The organism is Paenibacillus sp. FSL L8-0494, assembly GCF_038003695.1.
In the GTDB taxonomy this organism is placed as follows: domain Bacteria; phylum Bacillota; class Bacilli; order Paenibacillales; family Paenibacillaceae; genus Paenibacillus_AQ; species Paenibacillus_AQ odorifer.
In genome coordinates this window covers 334,835-351,976 of the sequence record NZ_JBBOPQ010000001.1, presented here as the reverse complement: position 1 = coordinate 351,976, position 17,142 = coordinate 334,835, and the positions used below count along the sequence as shown (strand labels likewise).

At 41.5% G+C, this 17,142-nt stretch carries 17 protein-coding genes; 1 reads left to right on the top strand and 16 read right to left on the bottom strand.

Annotation, left to right across the window (positions count from 1 at the left end; all coding sequences use genetic code 11):
- Positions 1 to 214 precede the first annotated feature (214 nt).
- The 6 genes from NYE35_RS01720 to NYE35_RS01695 all read right to left on the bottom strand — a co-directional run bounded on the left by NYE35_RS01720 (position 215) and on the right by NYE35_RS01695 (position 8,765).
- Positions 215 to 4,873 (bottom strand): hypothetical protein, encoded by a 4,659-nt coding sequence (locus NYE35_RS01720; RefSeq protein WP_341120026.1) that lies wholly within the window; start codon positions 4,871 to 4,873, stop codon positions 215 to 217.
- 12 nt (positions 4,874 to 4,885) lie between these two features.
- Positions 4,886 to 5,116 (bottom strand): transglycosylase SLT domain-containing protein, encoded by a 231-nt coding sequence (locus NYE35_RS01715; protein ID WP_076275586.1) that lies wholly within the window; start codon positions 5,114 to 5,116, stop codon positions 4,886 to 4,888.
- Positions 5,117 to 5,265: 149 nt separating this feature from the next.
- Positions 5,266 to 6,657, bottom strand: a complete 1,392-nt coding sequence (locus tag NYE35_RS01710; protein WP_341120023.1) for a hypothetical protein — start codon at positions 6,655 to 6,657, stop codon at positions 5,266 to 5,268.
- A 378-nt stretch (positions 6,658 to 7,035) separates the two neighbouring features.
- Complete coding sequence (locus tag NYE35_RS01705) at positions 7,036 to 7,683, bottom strand: hypothetical protein (RefSeq protein WP_341120021.1); 648 nt, start codon at positions 7,681 to 7,683, stop codon at positions 7,036 to 7,038.
- A gap of 15 nt (positions 7,684 to 7,698) precedes the next feature.
- A complete protein-coding gene (locus NYE35_RS01700; protein WP_341120020.1) occupies positions 7,699 to 8,502 on the bottom strand; it encodes a phage antirepressor in 804 nt (267 codons plus the stop codon).
- A 56-nt stretch (positions 8,503 to 8,558) separates the two neighbouring features.
- Entirely contained in the window at positions 8,559 to 8,765 is a 207-nt protein-coding gene (locus NYE35_RS01695) for a helix-turn-helix transcriptional regulator (protein ID WP_341120018.1), read from the bottom strand.
- A gap of 78 nt (positions 8,766 to 8,843) precedes the next feature.
- Here NYE35_RS01695 and NYE35_RS01690 point away from each other — a divergent pair, with 78 nt between their 5' ends.
- A complete protein-coding gene (locus NYE35_RS01690) occupies positions 8,844 to 9,374 on the top strand; it encodes a helix-turn-helix domain-containing protein (RefSeq protein WP_341120016.1) in 531 nt (176 codons plus the stop codon).
- Positions 9,375 to 9,647: 273 nt separating this feature from the next.
- Here NYE35_RS01690 and NYE35_RS01685 read toward each other — a convergent pair whose 3' ends face one another.
- From NYE35_RS01685 to NYE35_RS01640, 10 genes are all read right to left on the bottom strand, one after another.
- Positions 9,648 to 10,130 carry a hypothetical protein gene (locus NYE35_RS01685; RefSeq protein WP_341120014.1) on the bottom strand — a complete coding sequence of 161 codons (483 nt, stop codon included), beginning with the start codon at positions 10,128 to 10,130 and terminating at the stop codon, positions 9,648 to 9,650.
- 47 nt (positions 10,131 to 10,177) lie between these two features.
- Positions 10,178 to 10,783: a hypothetical protein gene (locus tag NYE35_RS01680; RefSeq protein ID WP_341120012.1), complete on the bottom strand. Its 606-nt coding sequence runs from the start codon at positions 10,781 to 10,783 to the stop codon at positions 10,178 to 10,180.
- Between the two features lie 10 nt (positions 10,784 to 10,793).
- The gene (locus tag NYE35_RS01675; RefSeq protein ID WP_341120010.1) at positions 10,794 to 12,200 is read right to left on the bottom strand and encodes a hypothetical protein; all 1,407 of its coding nucleotides are present in this window, start codon (positions 12,198 to 12,200) and stop codon (positions 10,794 to 10,796) included.
- Positions 12,193 to 12,756, bottom strand: a complete 564-nt coding sequence (locus tag NYE35_RS01670) for a phage adaptor protein (RefSeq protein ID WP_341120008.1) — start codon at positions 12,754 to 12,756, stop codon at positions 12,193 to 12,195. The genes NYE35_RS01675 and NYE35_RS01670 overlap by 8 nt, the downstream gene beginning before the upstream one ends.
- A gap of 37 nt (positions 12,757 to 12,793) precedes the next feature.
- Positions 12,794 to 13,072 (bottom strand): hypothetical protein, encoded by a 279-nt coding sequence (locus tag NYE35_RS01665; RefSeq protein WP_341120006.1) that lies wholly within the window; start codon positions 13,070 to 13,072, stop codon positions 12,794 to 12,796.
- A 16-nt stretch (positions 13,073 to 13,088) separates the two neighbouring features.
- Positions 13,089 to 14,828 carry a hypothetical protein gene (locus NYE35_RS01660; RefSeq protein ID WP_341120004.1) on the bottom strand — a complete coding sequence of 580 codons (1,740 nt, stop codon included), beginning with the start codon at positions 14,826 to 14,828 and terminating at the stop codon, positions 13,089 to 13,091.
- A gap of 4 nt (positions 14,829 to 14,832) precedes the next feature.
- Positions 14,833 to 15,444: a phage adaptor protein gene (locus NYE35_RS01655; RefSeq protein WP_076275576.1), complete on the bottom strand. Its 612-nt coding sequence runs from the start codon at positions 15,442 to 15,444 to the stop codon at positions 14,833 to 14,835.
- Between the two features lie 180 nt (positions 15,445 to 15,624).
- Entirely contained in the window at positions 15,625 to 15,795 is a 171-nt protein-coding gene (locus NYE35_RS01650; RefSeq protein ID WP_178944299.1) for a hypothetical protein, read from the bottom strand.
- Between the two features lie 5 nt (positions 15,796 to 15,800).
- Positions 15,801 to 16,118: a hypothetical protein gene (locus NYE35_RS01645; protein ID WP_076205503.1), complete on the bottom strand. Its 318-nt coding sequence runs from the start codon at positions 16,116 to 16,118 to the stop codon at positions 15,801 to 15,803.
- Between the two features lie 49 nt (positions 16,119 to 16,167).
- Positions 16,168 to 17,127 carry a phage head protein gene (locus tag NYE35_RS01640; RefSeq protein WP_341120000.1) on the bottom strand — a complete coding sequence of 320 codons (960 nt, stop codon included), beginning with the start codon at positions 17,125 to 17,127 and terminating at the stop codon, positions 16,168 to 16,170.
- Between the last annotated feature and the right edge of the window lie 15 nt (positions 17,128 to 17,142).

Sequence of the window (17,142 nt, the reverse complement as noted above, 5' to 3'; positions counted from 1 at the left end):
AAGGTAAAACAAAAGAGCCTCCCACTTGAGAGACTCCATGTTTTTTAATAGGTAGTAAGCAATTTCATACAGCGTCTCGAGTACACTCCACAATAGTTTCACCGCCGTATAAAAAGAGATCCTTAACTTCAGGGCCATGAAAAAGCAGTATCAGATATAGTAGATCCTCCGATACTGCTGATTGTCTTAGTTCGCTTTCATCATATTCAATCATTTAATCACCCAACCTTGGGAATTCATTGACCATCTTTTCCTTGGCGGACTTAGCAGCTTCTTTTAGTATCTTCTCCATTGCCTTAGATTGATCATCTAAGCTCATTGATGTATCAAGTTCAGATACGAGACGTTTGGTTTCCTCCCCTTGGAGTTGTGAGAATCTGGAGTACTCTTTTCCTGTCAGTTTCACGCCGTTGATTGTCTTACCTGGCACACGCGGAGCTAGTGTTTCGTCACCAGTAGCAGCGATAAGGTCTACTATTTTACGAGCTTCATCGGAAAGCTTATAGTTGGCTGGAAATCCCGGATTCGCAAAGATATTGAAGGCATTTCCATCTTGATAGTGTGTTTGTTCTTGACCCAAAGTGTCGTACTTTTTAGGCAGTGTCTCAGCAAGACCAGGAATCTTCGCTTTAACGGTATTCAATACCTTTTCTCCGGTTGAAGGTGAGTATGTTTCGCGCTTTGTGTTGTCTCTGGACTGTTTGATTTGATTGGATAGCGTTGGCACGAACGAAGATGGCAGGTCCGCGACTATGCTTACGATCTTATCTGTAGTCGTTTGACCTGTGTAACCGGACAAAGCATCCTGTACTCCCTTTAATAACGATTGTTCAGCCATTGTATTCACTGCACCCGCCGCACTGTCATAAATCAGTCCGGTAGCAGTAGATCCGACTCCTTTTTTTGAGCTTCCTTCAATATTTCCTTTTATATTTGCTCCAAGTGCTATAGCTACCGATACAGGCTGCATCCAATCGTAATTGTACAGCTTATCTCCTTCTTTAATCTTTGCATCTTCTTCATTAAACCCTGATTTAACGAAGCGATACAGAGCAGATAAGTTGACTTGATAAGCCCCTTTTCCTGTTTGTGCTTGGAGTGATCGAATATCTTTATCACCACTAGCTGTTCCTGTTAGGATTTTATTATCCATCAAGAAGTAACCGAGCATACTCAGACCGCCAGAACCAACAATTGCTCGGGATAAACCTTCTACTACTGCTCGCGGGTTGTTTTCTACTCCATTTTTATACATAGGTTTTGCAATCATACCTATGGTTCTCAGGAATCCTGCAGGACTGTATTCTAAAGCCCTCATGAGCAAAGCGCCTGGAGTTTTAGGGTATTTGATAATCAGATCACCGAGACCAAAGTCTTTACCGAAATTAAGACCTCTTTTAAATTTCGTAAACCCAGTAGCTAGTGAGTTATTATCTTGGAACGTAGCGTACTTACCATACTCAGATGCAATTTTATTTATGTTTTCATCTGCATTACGGATAAACTCTTGTACATACTCTTTGCTTGGTTTAACGCCACTGTTAATTGCGTCCAGCGTTCCGAGTTCTCCTAGTGTCTTATTCATGGCTCTGGAGTAAGCAGCGTTATCAAAGCTTCTCAGTGCGGCTCCCAATGCCTTTTCGGTGTATTTCAAGGGGTTGTATTTCCCTTTGAATGCTGGACTTGATAAGTCGTACTGAGTCTCTATACCATTGATGTTAACGCCTCTCCAACCTGCAGATCCGCCTTCAATAAAGTTCTCCCAATACTTCCCTTGATTGTGTGTTCTGAATGTCACCGTCCGATCAGATCCGGTAATTTTTGAACGCGCGATGTCAATTGGCGTAGAAACGTACTTACTGATTCTCTCCAAACGATAAAACAACTCATTACCTAACACGTTACGAACCTGAGTTTTAGGGTTCAGAAGTTGAGCCTGTGTCTGGGCGCTGGATATTTTCTTACCAAGTGATGGGTTATCCAAGCTTTGCAGAATCACCTGTAAATCTTGGGAAGCTACTCTTTTCGCTTCACCTGACAATTCATCTACTTGAGAAGCCAGTTTAAGCAGTGAATTCGCCTCATGTTCACTCAATTGTTTGGAGTTGATTAACTTTTGTGTTAATCGTTCAGCAGATGCTACAGACTGAGAAGTCACTTTTTTGTTAGATAGATCATATACTTCACGTGATTTCTCATAAAGAAACTTAAGTTGTGGTCGAATGTCTTCGCCTAAGTCCTTAACCATCTGCGCTGACCAATCCGCAAAGTTGATAATGTTTCTACCCATCTTAGCAGCGCCAATCACTGCGTAATCAGCCCAGATATCAATTGGAGTCGAACTAACGCGAACCCCTTTGGCTCTCAAGCGTTCTTTTGCTGCTGCCTCCTGAGCATCAAGGAACTTCATAACGTTATCTTTCACCTTTTTATCCTTTGGAATCTTAGGTGCTTTAGGTTTGTATTCCTTACCAGACTCTTTTATGAACTGTTTGGACTCTTCAACGAACTTTTGAATAACAGAAGTCTCAGCATCCGTCAATGTTTCGCCAGCCTTAGCGCGTTTGAGAATGTCTACAGCATCATTGGATAAGTCTTTTACGCCTGTCATTTTCTGATTGATAGTAGCCAAACCTTGGAGATCATCAGCCATTTGTGCTGTAACCTCAGCCTTTTTAGCAATCTTAGTAGAGGTTTCATTGATCTTATTGGCGTAACGTTTAGCCACCATATAAACGCCTTCTGGAGAAAGCTTGTTGTACGTTGACAACGACTGTAGAAACTGTGCACTGCGTGTTGATTCTTTCAACAATGCATCTGCCATTTTTTCAGCCGCTTGGATATTCCCTTCTTTAATATGTGTGTCGATTAAACGTTGGGCTGTGATGGACTGTTCAGAAGTCATGCCACCCTTAGTATCCTCAAGGATGAATCTTGTAGCATCTGCACGATCTTTTAAACGTTCCTCTGCTTTAGCCAAATCCCCACGGTTAGTGGTCGGCTCATACTTCGTGTCGAGTTTAGTTGTGAATCCTTCCGGTGTCTTCTCAGAGTTTTTAAGCGTTTGAGAGAAACCGCGTTCGCCAACCACTTTCTTTTTAGGAGTCTTAGTGGCTGCCACTTCTGTAGTTGCTGCTACCTCTTTGTTCACTGGCTTAAGCTTTGCCTTTGGCTTAACTGGCTTAATCTCCGTTTTGGGAACAAGTTCTGATTTTGGTTTAACATATGTTGAAGTCGTTGGTGTTTCATCAGGGAAAGCCTTCGACTTGTCATACTTACCACTGAGCAAGAAATCAATATCTTCCTGCGGCAAAAACTCCCCTGCATTCACTTTGTTTTGTATCTGCTGCTCACGGGACAACTCTTGCACTGGATTGCGGATCACAGGATCCGTATATGGCGCTGGTTCCGTTGCTTTTATATTGGTGTCCTTAAGCTTACTCTCTACAATTGGAGCGTCTGTAACACGCCTATCGTCTACGTTTTGTCTAGCTTGTTCATACAGCTTCTTGTTGCTAATTTTCTTGGCATTCGTTTCTTTCAGTGTTTTATATTCGTCGATAACGTCTTGGGCGTACTTTGTACTAAGTTCTATCGGATCATAGTTTTTCATCGCTTGACGATTCGCTGTGGCCGCTGCCGTTTCAGGCGTTGCTTCGTTTAAACGGAAGGTGTACGGAGTCGATATTGTGTCACCAGATGGAGTTGTTTTAATCTCTCCAGCTAACTGCTTGCGCACTGTTCTAGGGTTAGCTTCAGGTAAAGCTAGCAGTTCAGGCGCGATTTCTGCAATTTCAGACTCAGGGATACCACTTTTACGAAAACGACTTAGCAAAGATGTTCCAAGTTCTCCCAAAGCCGCACTTGCTCCACCAAGAACAAGACCAGCAGCAGCACCCCCAAACGCGTTGCGAGCAATCTCATTTCCACTATCTTGACCTTGTTGCAATCCGAAACCTACACCTTGCAATGATCCTGCTATACCTTCTGTAGCAGCTACTTTAGCTACATTTTGCGACCCTGGTATCACCTTACTAGCTCCTTGTAATAAACGTTGACCAGCTTTTCCACTTAGAAGCTTTCCGGTTGCGTCATAAGTTGATCCAAAAATACCTTGCCCAAGAGGAGCGCCAGTAGGAGTTATAAGAGGTGTAACTAAATCATTTACTACGTCAGTTATCTTATCTACCGTTTTGTTTCCTGTACTGTCACGACTAGTTACACCAGAGTTTCCAGAAAAAGCTCTTGATATAGCCAATCCCAAGGGGGTATCAAATGCAAGTTTATTCATTGCCCTTGATGGCAATTTCAGTACTTCAGGAATATTAGTTTCATCTATTCTTTTTTCTCTTGTATCATACTCAGATATCCCGCGAATTTGCGAAGCGTTAGCAGGACCTTTTCCTGTTTGCTGCAATAGAGAAGCTGCTGGAACTTTACCCTGCAACGTAGATCCAATGTCATTCGTGATATTAGGTGTAACCGGAGCCAGTGTTTTTCCTGCGAACAGATTAGGGGCCGCTGTTGCCGCCGCCTTTTGGTTCGCTTGATCTTGTTTGAAGTCTACTGTTTTCTTTGTTTCGGTTTTGGTGTTTGTAGGCTTCATCACACTGTTTAAGGTGTCTGTAAGCACTTGACTAGTGATCGCCTTCTTATCTGCCGCGGCTTGTGATGCCTGTTGTTCAGAAAGTAGTTTATTCTGTTCAATATATTTTTGCGGATTACGTAAGAAATCGTATTTCGTGCCTAGATCTGTAGGTTCAGAAGCAGCAGGAACCGGAGTAACTGCCGCTCTGTACGCTTCGATATTGTCAGCGGTGCGTTGTGATGTTGGTTGCGCTGCTATTTTACGTAGTTCGTCATACTTTCCCATCGTTACACCGCCTTAATACCATTTATTTTTATCCCAAAATTCCAGTGCTTTTTGAGGCGTTCCGTATCTATCTTTAATGTATTTAAGACCTGCTTTGGCTTGTTCATAAGGATCTGACCAATTAACGCTATTTCCACCGTAGTTCTTGCGTGTTCCATCAAGGAATTGGAATAACCCTGCTGCCGTTGACTTAGGATTCTTAGCGTTAGAATTAAAGCTTGACTCTCTAGCTACCAACTCCAAAACATCGTTAATCCAGTTAGCCGGATATCCGCCAGCAGTTATGGCAGAAGATACTGCGCTTTTAGCTGTAGCATAGTTCTGAGGATTCGCTTTGGCGTCTTTTTCAGCTTTGTAGTAATTTGTATAAGCCCCACTAGCCTGGGGGCTATTTACTCCCCCAAGTTATAAGCCTTTTGATATGCCTTAACATCAGTATCCGTGATTCCGTATTGTCTCAGAAGTGTGTCAATCTTCTCATCGTCATAACCAGACGCGCCGATTGCAGCAATTACGTCATTCTTATTGGTTACAGCTCCTTTAGAATCACGTTTAGCAATTGGATTAACGTAAGTCTTCGCATAATCCTGCGGGGTCATGGTTTTAGCTGCTGCTTGTTGCGCTTTTGCTTCTGCATCAATGATTGCTGTTTGTTGATCCCAAGCTGAATTATCACGGCTGAGTGATAGGCTAGCGCTTGATGTGTCTGCATTCTGCTGACTAATTGCCAACTGTTGCGCAAATTGTTTAGCTGCAAGCGTCTCTGTACCTTTAGGTAGACCATACATAGTAGCTAATCCATCAGGGATAGATCCTGTTTGTTCTGCCACCGTCCAAAGATTGGTGAGCTGACGCTGTTGCTCGGCAGTGGTCTTGGATCCGTCTGGCATTGTCCCGGTGAGCTGCGCGTTTGTAATGCCTTGGTTGTATTCTTGTTGCTGTTTAGCTAATGCTTGAGCCTGAGCAGATAAGTCCTGTGACTGTCCAGCAAGAGTACGGATACCCGGATTGTTTGAACTAGCTTGTGCTGCTGTCTTATCAGCCCCATAGAAGCTTGGATCAATACCAAGTGACTTAAGTTGTGAGCGTAATTTATCAGCCTCTGTACTAAGTACAGAACGTTCTCCAGCGGTGATCCCCTTCGTCTCTGCTTGGGTTTTAAGACCCAATAGGTTATTAATTGCTGTCTTGGCTTCAGGAGGTAGATAGTTACCTGTAAGCTGTGCTTCATTCTGAGGCGTGGTAACGTCTTGCTGATATTGTAGACCGTATAAGTTACCTTGATTAGCTATGTTGTCTTGATATCTTCCATATTCTTGCTGTGCGTACTGCGGCAAAATGTTATTCGCTATATTTTCAGTGGTTTGATTCGCCAATTGGTTCGCTACCGTCTCAGAGTAAGAGGATTTACCTTGCCCCGTGGCTCTGAGCTGAGCGTTAGTGTTCTTCTGATTCACTGCTAAGTTCTGCTGTGCCGCCTTAACAGCCGCCTGATAAGCTTGGTCTGAATCAGCATCATAGGTAAATGGTGTGTTCACAGCACTAGATATGTTGCCAAGGGTCTGCTCTGTGCGTGATGGCGTAGTTGTTGCTGCTACCATTTTCTGCGCAGCACTTGCAGCTGTAGTAGGTGTCATAGTCTTTGTTGGCACTAAGCTCGTAGCCTGTGACATCGCTTGTACAGGGTTTACACGTGTGTTTGTGGTAGGCATTGTTGTTGGGTTAGCCTTATAGGACTGTTTAGCCTTACGGATCGTATCGAGATTGAACATACTCTGTGCCATGGTAGACCTCCTTGAGTGAGAGTGTATATAAAAAGGGCGCCCTGTTAGGAGCACCCTTGGATTAGTTTATAAGTCCGATCGTACGGTCAAGCGATAATATAATGCTTTCAAATGTCACATCATTCATGGAAACTATCTTTTCACGTAGCTTTTTATAGCCTTCGGAGTCCATCGGGCCCAGTGAGTCTATGATACTACCCTGTGTCAAGCTATTCGGTACATTTTGCATCATTTCCCTCCTAAAGTAGAGGGCATTGCCGCGTTCGTGTTGTAATGTTACAATGTGTATGTAAGGGCTTTGCCCTCTGTGTGGTTACCTAAACGACCGCCAAGCCTGAATAGGTAACCGGAATGAGTCACTTTGATAAGTGGCTTTTTTTATTTGACAATGTTTAAATACCTCGGTTTTGGCTTCTGTACTTTAGTAACTTCGCCAGTTTGACTATTTTCTAAATATCCTTTTCCTTTTTCATCCGTATGCATCGTGTAGTATGGTACATTTTTTTCGTCAAGGAACTCTTCCATCAACCCTTTTTGCCCTTGTGATCTACGTATGTCACTTACCAAAGACATACTATTGACTACAAATAATGATATGTCCCAATTTTGATAATCCCACAATAAATCATTGATTTTCTCGCCGATATTTGTACTCTTATCTAATTTATTTAGTACGTTTTTTGTATAAAAGTAATCTTTAACCTCATATCTAGTACCATCGTATTTCTTTTCAATAGGAAAAATATTTTCAAGTTCAGAAGGAGTTAATGAACTCATAACTAGTTTTATATATTCCGTTCTTTGTAGAACCTTAATCAAATATTTGTAATCATAAATTTCAGAGTCATCTAAATTTGTTAATTTAATTCCATAATAAACAAGTCTTTTTCTTTCAATAAGATCAGAATCTAATACAGATAAATTCTTTTCTGCCAATTTTTCTAAACATCTAATAAATGCGTTAGAATACATAGTATAGTAATCTGGCTTGTCTTTTTTTATCCCATCAATTACTTTTAAATTCATTTTAATCCTCCTCAGTTAAGCTGCTTTCAAAAACTTGTTGATAAAGTATATTTGCCCTTTTCCTGTAACCTTAGTAGTAAAGGTAAGTTTTGTCGTTCCGTTTGATCCACTTCTATATCCTGTCTTTATCTCAAATAATCCTAGTTCCATGGCGCGCTGTGTAGGTTTGTTGTAGTCAGATCCAGACTTGCAAAGATATCCTTCATCCCTCATCCATTTAAACAACCTGATTTCACCCATTTCTATGCCTTTTTGTCTTAATATTTTAGCAAGCTGCCCAATGAGTATCACATCTTCAGATATTTCTATTGCCTCGGCATAATGGACTTTAGGTTTGTCTTGTTCAATTTTTAATTCAAGTACTTTATTTTTCTCCTGCTCAGCTTTTAAGACGTTACCTAGTTGAATTAAAAAATCAGGATTAGTTGTAATTTTTTCGATTGTTGCCGAAGTCATATATGCTCCGTGCTTACTGATTGAAGGCAGAACATCCTCAAATAACCAATCTTGAAATGGTTCTGCTTTAGGCATTTCAGATTTACCCAAAACGCGATTAAGCCCGAGATTTGTTATGAATGTCTCACCAGCATTATTTAGTTTTCGGATATGGTGAATCGCCATATCTGAATTTTTTACAAGTATCACATGATCAGTTTTAACGAACTTCAATACTTCTTGTGTAGCTGATGTGCCTTGATAACCAAGTACATTAGCCACATCTTTTGCTCTAATCAAAAATTCACCTTTGAATTCAAAGTTAACCTCACCAGGAAGAAGCACTATCACTTCGTTTCCTTCAAACATCATTAACTCATTCATAATTAATCCTCCCTTGTAAAAAATAATTTACAAATGTACAATAAGACCATATTGGTCTAACTTGCGTCTGAAAATAGTTCATCTAAGGTGTTAACTTTAAAGATTGATTTTAGCTTTATCGCCATTCCCACATTGATATTTGTAGGATTTCGTTCAAGCCTTCCATAATATGCTTGAGAAATTCCTAATTTCTGTGCTACATCTTCCTGAGACATGATGTTACTCAACCGATAATACGTTAATTTATTCCTTGGTGTACGCACTTTTTCACCCCCTTTAGTACGATATGGTCTAATAATAAGACCGCAATGGTCTAATGTCAATACATGGAGGTAGTTATTTTGGAAGTTTTTTCTGCTCGTTTAAAATGGCTACGAGAATCAATGAGTTTAAGTCAGCAAGATATGGCTGATAAACTCGGTCTTTCTCAGTCTTACTATGGAAGATTTGAACGTAATAAAGGTGAACCTAATTTAGAAACTCTTTCAAAGCTTCCAGAGATATTGGGACAAAGTATTGATTTCATGCTAGGAGTCACAGATTTCACAAAGAACTGTCAAAGAATAAATGGGATATATGAGGATGCATCATCCTCTGCTTCAATTCTTAAATATGAGCTGCAAGAAATTCAGTTAAACCCACATAGCAAAATTTTAGTTTCAAAAGACTTTGATCCTGATGATCCGGTATCCGTAAAAACGAAAATTGAATTCCTAAGAAAGAATTTACCGCTATACGAAGATCGGGCGGAACAAGCTAAAACAAAAGTTTTGAATATGCTTTCTGAAATTCCTCTAGTAAAAGAATCAACAATTCAAGAGATTAATGCAGGTTCTCCTTTTGATTTATTTACAAATCCAGATACTGACTAATAACAAAAAGGACTCTCCATAATCCGGTAGTCCTTCGTTTTTTTCGTTGTATATAAATAGCCCAAAACACCCCGAAATGTAAACAAAATATTTCAGGTGTTACAGCTAACAAAAAGACCCTGCTCTTATGAGTAAGGTCTTTTATGCATTGCGCAGTTGTATTTTGCCTTCGTTAGATAAAAATAACCCAACAATACCCTTTTGTAAACAGAAAAGGCATCCGCATGTTACGCATACCTTCGTAATTGATACGCTCAAAGTTGAGCTGATTGGTTATTTTTGCAGTTCTGCTAGTTGAGCCTGAAGTTCGGCTAACTTATTCTTGTAAGATACGAGTAATTTTTCTCGCTGTTCTTTTCCTTCAGTTAAATAGTTCAGTTCATCTTCGCTTAAACTACCTGATGCAATCGAAGTATTAGCGCGTTCAATTCCTTCCTCAGTCGAAGATATCAACATGGTATACTTATCAATTTCTTTTTGGATATCCTCTGCAGAATATTGCTTTGCCTTTGTTTTCATTTTCACCACGCCCTTAGAGTAATCAACACTTAATCCAGATGCTTCGCTTACCGTTCTAACTGGAGCATAGCTAGTTCCGTTAATGATAACAGCAGAACCTATTTCCTTTTCATCCAGGGAAACAACAGCTGTTCCTTGTACCGTCTGACCAATAATAGATTTAATGTCATCTGCAAATACAGAAGTAGATAAGGTGAAAATAGCTCCTACAAGGAATCCAACAAAATACTTTTTCATGTCAATCTCCTTTTTTAGTGCCAATTTTCTCCAATATACCACATTAATTATGGTCCTTCTAGTGCTTCTAATCGGTCGTATATTTCATTCAATTCATCTTGCAATGTTTTACTCTCATCTGAATTGTATATAGTGGACCAGTTTTGAAACCTATTAGTTGGAGATGTAAATGTAATTCCATTAGGTGCGTATATCTCCAAGTCAGTATAGATAGTGCTAAACCTCGCCCTTAACACTCCTCCTGTTACGAATTCAATCGCAGGTGCATTGGCATAGTTAGCGACATAATTGATGTAATTATTCAAGTCAAAAGATGTTCTTAATAGGTTATCAGTATTGCTAATTTCAGTCCTGGGGAATCCGTTCCTGTTAGTGCTGATATAACTACCATAAATCTCTACCGACTCTATAAGACCAGCTATGATGTGCCCTAGATTAGCACTGATAGCTGAAAGCTCGTCTACATCCATTCGGTCAGCTTTAATCGACTTGGCGCGGACGTTCCTGAAATCCACGTCTCCGTTCAAGGTAAAGTCCAGATCCTTCAGCATTGAAGCGAGTTGATTGGACAAATATTTGATGTACTCTCGCAATTCCTTCACGTCATCCGTCAGTGGTGGTGCCTTGAGTTGAGACATTTTCCATATACCCATGATAACCCTCCTAAAATAGTGACAGTTGTCTGATTTGGCGTACTAATTCATGTATTTTCGCTGGTCCGGTACCGGATATTTTTACTCTTACAGTGTTTTCAAGTACCACGCTCCGAACTGGAATGATAATGCGCTCAACCTTGGAACCTGTGCCAGTAACGGTGTGCACAAGGTTAAAGTCATTTCCGTCCTTTGTGGTAGATAGATAGATGTTAACGGTCGTACCTACCGAAATCTCAGCATACAGCCACAATTTAAGCCACCGCTGACGTTGTGACATTGTAGGGTTGGTAAATGGCTTGGTGGTGAATGACCAGCTTACAGGCGATCCTGCATCGTTGGTGGAGGAATCCAGTTTTAGTACTCGTCCTAGGCTATCACCGATGTACATCACATCATCCAGCACATAGAAGAATGTTGGGTCAATGTTTGCCCATCGGCTCCAGCAATTTACGCCAGAGCGTGAATCGTACACCATAATTTCGTTTGTGTGAGTACGAAAGTACAGTCTGTCTGGGTCTGATCCGGCAGCAACATTAGTGTCCATTGCAGAAAGGTATTTACCTACGATTTGTGAGAATTCCGCACTTGGCAGGTTTCCTCCGGCGTAGTCGTATATTGTGCGTTCATCAATAATGCGCATGATGCCTTCTTGAGTGGCCGAGGACTTATTGTTTATAACGCCAACACCATCAACTATGAGCTTTACCATGAAGTTTGATGGAAGATCGCCATACAGCTCATGTATGCTGTTTTTCAAGCCAATGGTTAACCTGGATAGTGATCCAGAGAGGAAGTTAATATCCTCACCACGCGTTGATTCCATGTCCTTCACAAAGCTGTCCTCATCTGTACCACCGAAATCTGTCCATGATTCCGGCTGATCTAGCGCACACGCGTGTAGTTCCTTTCCTACGGCTCCCCAGATACGGTTAGAGTAAGTAGTAATGTACTTAAGTCCTGCTGGAACTCCGCTAAGATCAATGACTGTTGAGCCATCATAACGCTTAGCCACTAGACCGTTTACACCGATCAGGTTGATATCATCTAGGTTGCCTTGGAACACTGTAAACGACCACTCAGCCGACGTATCAAGTCCAGCGAGTAGCGTTGTCCATGTGCTTCCATTCCACCTATGCCAGACCCCGTCATTGGCGATTACATGAAGCTCACTCTTCCACGCGCCCATCCCTAATATTCTGGTGCCAAACGTACCTAAAACAGAAAACCCCGTCCTCACTGAGAGGGCAGGGTAATCACTCGTGCTCATATTGGACATGTCGGTAAGTTGGGATTCAGCAATGCTGTAAGGATCGAAGGTATTCAATCCCTGCCATTGCCGGATGCTGATAGGATCCTGAATACCTGGTAGTGGGGGCGCAATAGCAGGAATCCCACGAGGTACATAGTTAACCATTAGTCTCCACCCCCGCGTATTGCCTTGCCGCTGTATCCCATACTTTGAGATATTGCGCCTCATAAAAAGAGCCTTTGTTCATATCATCCATAGCATTCGCAATATATGAAGCCAGACCAATGTAATAACTAAAATGATACTCTTCTGGAGCCTCTGGAACCGCGCTCAGGTCGCTTGCAGTAAAGTTGGTTGTAGCAATCCTACTGTAACGTAAAACGCCCTGCAAACCGCTGCTATACGGTGCAGGACGCAATGTCAGAGTATGTGTGCTGTCGTCGAATGTATATGTGTTCTGTAACGGGTTAGGTGCGGTTGGTAATAGCTCTTTATACTTGATTAGCCCAACCGTTAGGAGGTCGATATTCTTTAATCGTATCTCTGTAGACAATGTGTATGTGGCTTGATCTACCACCGGAGTGAACGATATCACCCGTGGTATTTTGACTACGTTGAAGAAGTCTTGGTTGAGTGCGTTTAGCCACATTACCTTGTCGGCTGTAGGGACTTCATTTGGGACTAGTAGATCTGCTTCGGATATGATTTCACTTATTTGCATAGTGTCCTCCTTTCGTTAGATGATGTGCAGTAGGATTCTACTCTAAAACATCAACAGCACCTAAAAACCCCTGGAGAGTTTTAAGATACTCGTACCCCTGTTTAATAAAGTTTGGTGCGTTATCTTCTACTGATGGTTTGAACTCAAAACCTACTTGCTGCACTATACTTCTACCTGTTAAACAAGTCTCTTGATTCATAAATGTATCTAACATGATGGTTATTTTGTTTTTATTTCCACTGAGCGATCCGATTCTGCAATATGCATGATCCAACACAACTCCGCTGTCCAATTCAACTTTTAATTGAAGCGCCAATGCGATTCCACCTTTCTTAATTCCCCGTTAAGACTCTGCCATCTCTGAAAATACTACTACCAGACCCCGCAGTAACAGAAATCCACTTCTCAACAATGTATTTGCTTCCAGCAGTACCTAACTCGATGGGAGCATTATTGGTCACAACGTCTCCGATCTTCCATTGCTCTGACGTCGGTTTTGCAGACATGTCCGTTAGATTCAGGCAGTTTATCTTATTTGCGTTTCCAAATGCAACTCCTGAGACGCGTTCCCCCGTACTCCATCCAGTGAAGTTCAAGTTTTCAAGTGTCAGATTGACGATGTTCGACGCAACATCACTCGTAATCATCGCGCGCAATCCTGTTCCCCGTTTTGATATGTCTCCTGTTATCCTTACATTCTCCAACGGGCCATTAACAGGCTTATTAATCATAAATCGATCACTACCAACACTATTGATATCAACACTCAATTGCATATTTCTGCCCTGAAATAAGTCAATTCCGTCAAGTTTTACATTACGAATAATTGCGTTTACTGAAACGTCCTCGACCATGCCATTAAAACCAATGGAAAGTCCTCTATACCCTCCAGTTGCATAAAGACTTGAAACAGTAATGCCTTTTGCCGTGCTGCTGAAGTTCGTAATGATCAAAGAGGTGATATTAAACGAGGTGTTATTAGTTGTTATGGCATTCCCAATCTTTATTGAGGACCCGGCCAACATGATAGAACCCGTTTCTGATCCTGAACCCAAAGCTTTTACATTATTATTTGTGATGCTGACCGAATCAATCGTTACATGATCCACTGTTGAACCGTTAGTATTTTGGACTGCACACGGTAGGGTTCCGCCCCCCTCTACTTGAACAAGGCCAACGTGAACATTACGTACAATTTCCGTATTTGCATTGGGCTCAATATCAAGTCCACCTGGCATATCATAATGCCCAAAATGCCGACCATTTACGCTTGTTATGTCAACATTTTGGGCACTTATAATACTGACAACATTCCGACCAATATAAGCATCCGCTGTGCCATTTACAGAATTTGCAGTAATGTCATATGATCCGTTTGTAATATAAAGCACATCACCACAGCTATTATGGCTGTACATGTCCCCTATTCTTATCCTGTTGCACCCATAAAGTACCATGGAATGTTTTTGCTCTTGGGTAGAAGTGTAAGCAACCAGTTCATTACATCCGTTATTTAGCCCATTGCCATCGAAGTTCATTAAAGGAATAGATACAGAAGAGCAATTTTCCAGTCTGAGTAAAGCCCCCACCGTTGGTGAACTATCAAGTCTCTTAATAGTCCCTTCGCATCTAATACCGAATGAACTTTTATTTGATATGGTCATAACGTTAACGGATATTGTCATTTCTCGCGGGATTAGTAATGTATAGTGGTTGTCCGCCACATAGTTTATTGCATCGGTGAGAAGTGCAGATTCGTCAGTGCCATTGCCTAACAAACCTAAACTTCTTGCGTTAATTACTATATCCGCCAATTGTTCATCAATAACCTCAAACTTCGCATTCGTTGCTATATCCCCGTAATGCTCTAGCAACGCTGGATCTATTTGACGTGCTCCAACTGCCCAATCAGCTATTTTCGGCTGCGTGACGGCTCTGTCTGCGATATTTCCTGTCACGCTCACATGGGTATCTATTTTATGCTGCGCGCCGCCCGGAGTCTCATAGCGCGGATCGTCTTGTGATGCTATAGGCGGTGTGGTGTTAGAACTCCATGGGTATTGATTTGTCATTTAATCACCATCTTCCCTTCACAACATATCGTTCATATCCGCTAGTTGCAGAATTATATTCTTTAAATAACTGATTGTATCGCTCGTGGAACTCTCCGTTGTTTGGAAGTATGTCTTTTAATACTCCATAAACCAGCAACATATCGAAGTTCGGATCGAAACCACTTCCACCGTTAAGGTCATTCATCGTTAATGGACTTAGTACAGCTGTGTAAAATATCTTAATTCCGTAGAACGTATCATACAGTGGTGGCGGATATATCCCAATCTGACCAGATACGAAGTAGTAGTACGGTCTGTGTTCATGCTCATCAAACTGTCTGAGGGGAATCCTACGCCAGTCTCGAGCATCATCATTAAACGTTTGATTCGTGTAGATAGCATTGCGAATAGCCACCTCTGTGACATTACCAGGAGGGCATACAAGGTCTGTGAAGAATGTTCCTGCTGTTACATCAAACGCCTGATTAAGTACGTCTGATTGCTTCTGTGCAGGGCTTAGATTGCGAAGTAGTCTATCTCTTGTCTGGGTGATCTTACGAAGTATTGAGACTACAGGCATCGTATTATCCGGTATTTTCTCAATGATTTCCTCAACGATCTCCTGAACTAACATGGTTCACCGCCTTTATTCCTTGTGGCAGGGCGTTTGGTTTCAGATTCTTTCTGATGAACTAACTTCTGCAGTAGCTCATTCGTCTTACACTGCTGCTCATAAATCGCGTTCAAAGCATCAATTTCCAACCTAAACATGTCATTTCACCTCAATAAACAAAAAAAGGGAGCAAAGCGCCCCCTACTTTTTGTCCTCCATCAGATTATTATTGCGAAGGGTTGTGACCATTAAGTTCCAAAGGTTAACGCCTTCCTTTTCAGATGCGTTCATACTCTCGTTTGTCTTTTGTAAAGTCACATATTTAATTTTCTTCGGCTGCGAAGATTGGGTTTCAAATCCTACCTTTTGCATCTTCTTCACTTCCTAATCGCTTGAATCGTCCATGCACCGGACGGAAGATCTATAGTTGCTCCAGTTGGGTTAAAAAAAGATATCTTAACGGTATTCGCAGCCGATACATTACCTTGCGCTATAACGCCTTGAAGGTCATATGGTGGAAATAGTTCTACCCTGTCACCCAAAGCAGCACCAGTGACTGTAATAGCCGCTGTGAGTGCTCCGGTCATTGTTGCTAAGCTTGCAGGATCTACAGCTACAGTTGTCCGTGCGATGTTTGACATGTATTGTACAGCTGGTTTCCCTGTTTGCTTAATGCCGATTGACGATACGTTCATAAATGTACTCCTTTCAAAAGGACGCTCATGTGAGCGCCCCTAGGTTAGTTTATACAGGAAAAGATCCAATACCCCATGCCCAATCAATTGTTCCAAACGAGCAACGCTTAACCACTTTATATTTAGCTACTTCAGTATCGAAATCAGTAATCGATCCAGTCTCAGCTAAACGGCGGTTAAACCATTTCATCGAACGTTTCATTCGGCTATCATCAGCCAGAACCCAAGCTTTAGTGTTAGTGAAGAATGGGTTAACAACTACTTTAATGCTGCCATCAGCGTACACATTAGCATTGTGATCAGCGTTACCAGGCTCGAAGTTATCGTAACGTCCATTAGGAAGTCCAGTAATTTGAAGTGCTATTCTGCGAAGCGAAGGAGCTACATAAAGCGTATTTCCTTTAGCTGCCATCAAGTTTCCTTTATCATCTTTCCATTGTTGCATTGCTACATAAGCCTTATCAAACTCATCAATGGATAATTCAGTTGTCATAAGATTGGACTGTGTATCCACCGAATTCGTAGGGCTATACGGATGAGCAGCAGAGAACAACGCTTGTCCATCTGGAAGTCTGGCATCATACGTACGACCACGGTAGTCGATGGCCGCTGTAGTAGCTATGCCGTTGTTAAACCATTGTGCACCTTGCATTTGTTCTGTCTTGTATACAGCATCAGCCAGTGAAGTGATCCGGTCTTTGATCTGAGTTAGTTTCAAGTCATCTACAAAATCTTTGTCAATCTCACGACCCAAGGAGTACTTGATATGTTGGTAATACTTTTGCCATAGTTGTTCAACATCCTCGTACTTAACTTGGTTATTAGAGTAACCCCATTCTTCCATAAGTCCTTCGCCACCCAAGGATTCGATAGATTCAGTGGCTTTATCTGACTTTACAACATCATACATAGCAGGTATAAAGTTCGGTTTATCCTTCATTTCACGCGTATATAATTCACGGAATACTGGTTCGAGTACGTTTTTATCCCATTGAAGTGCTGTTTGCATTGTTTAGTCCCCCTA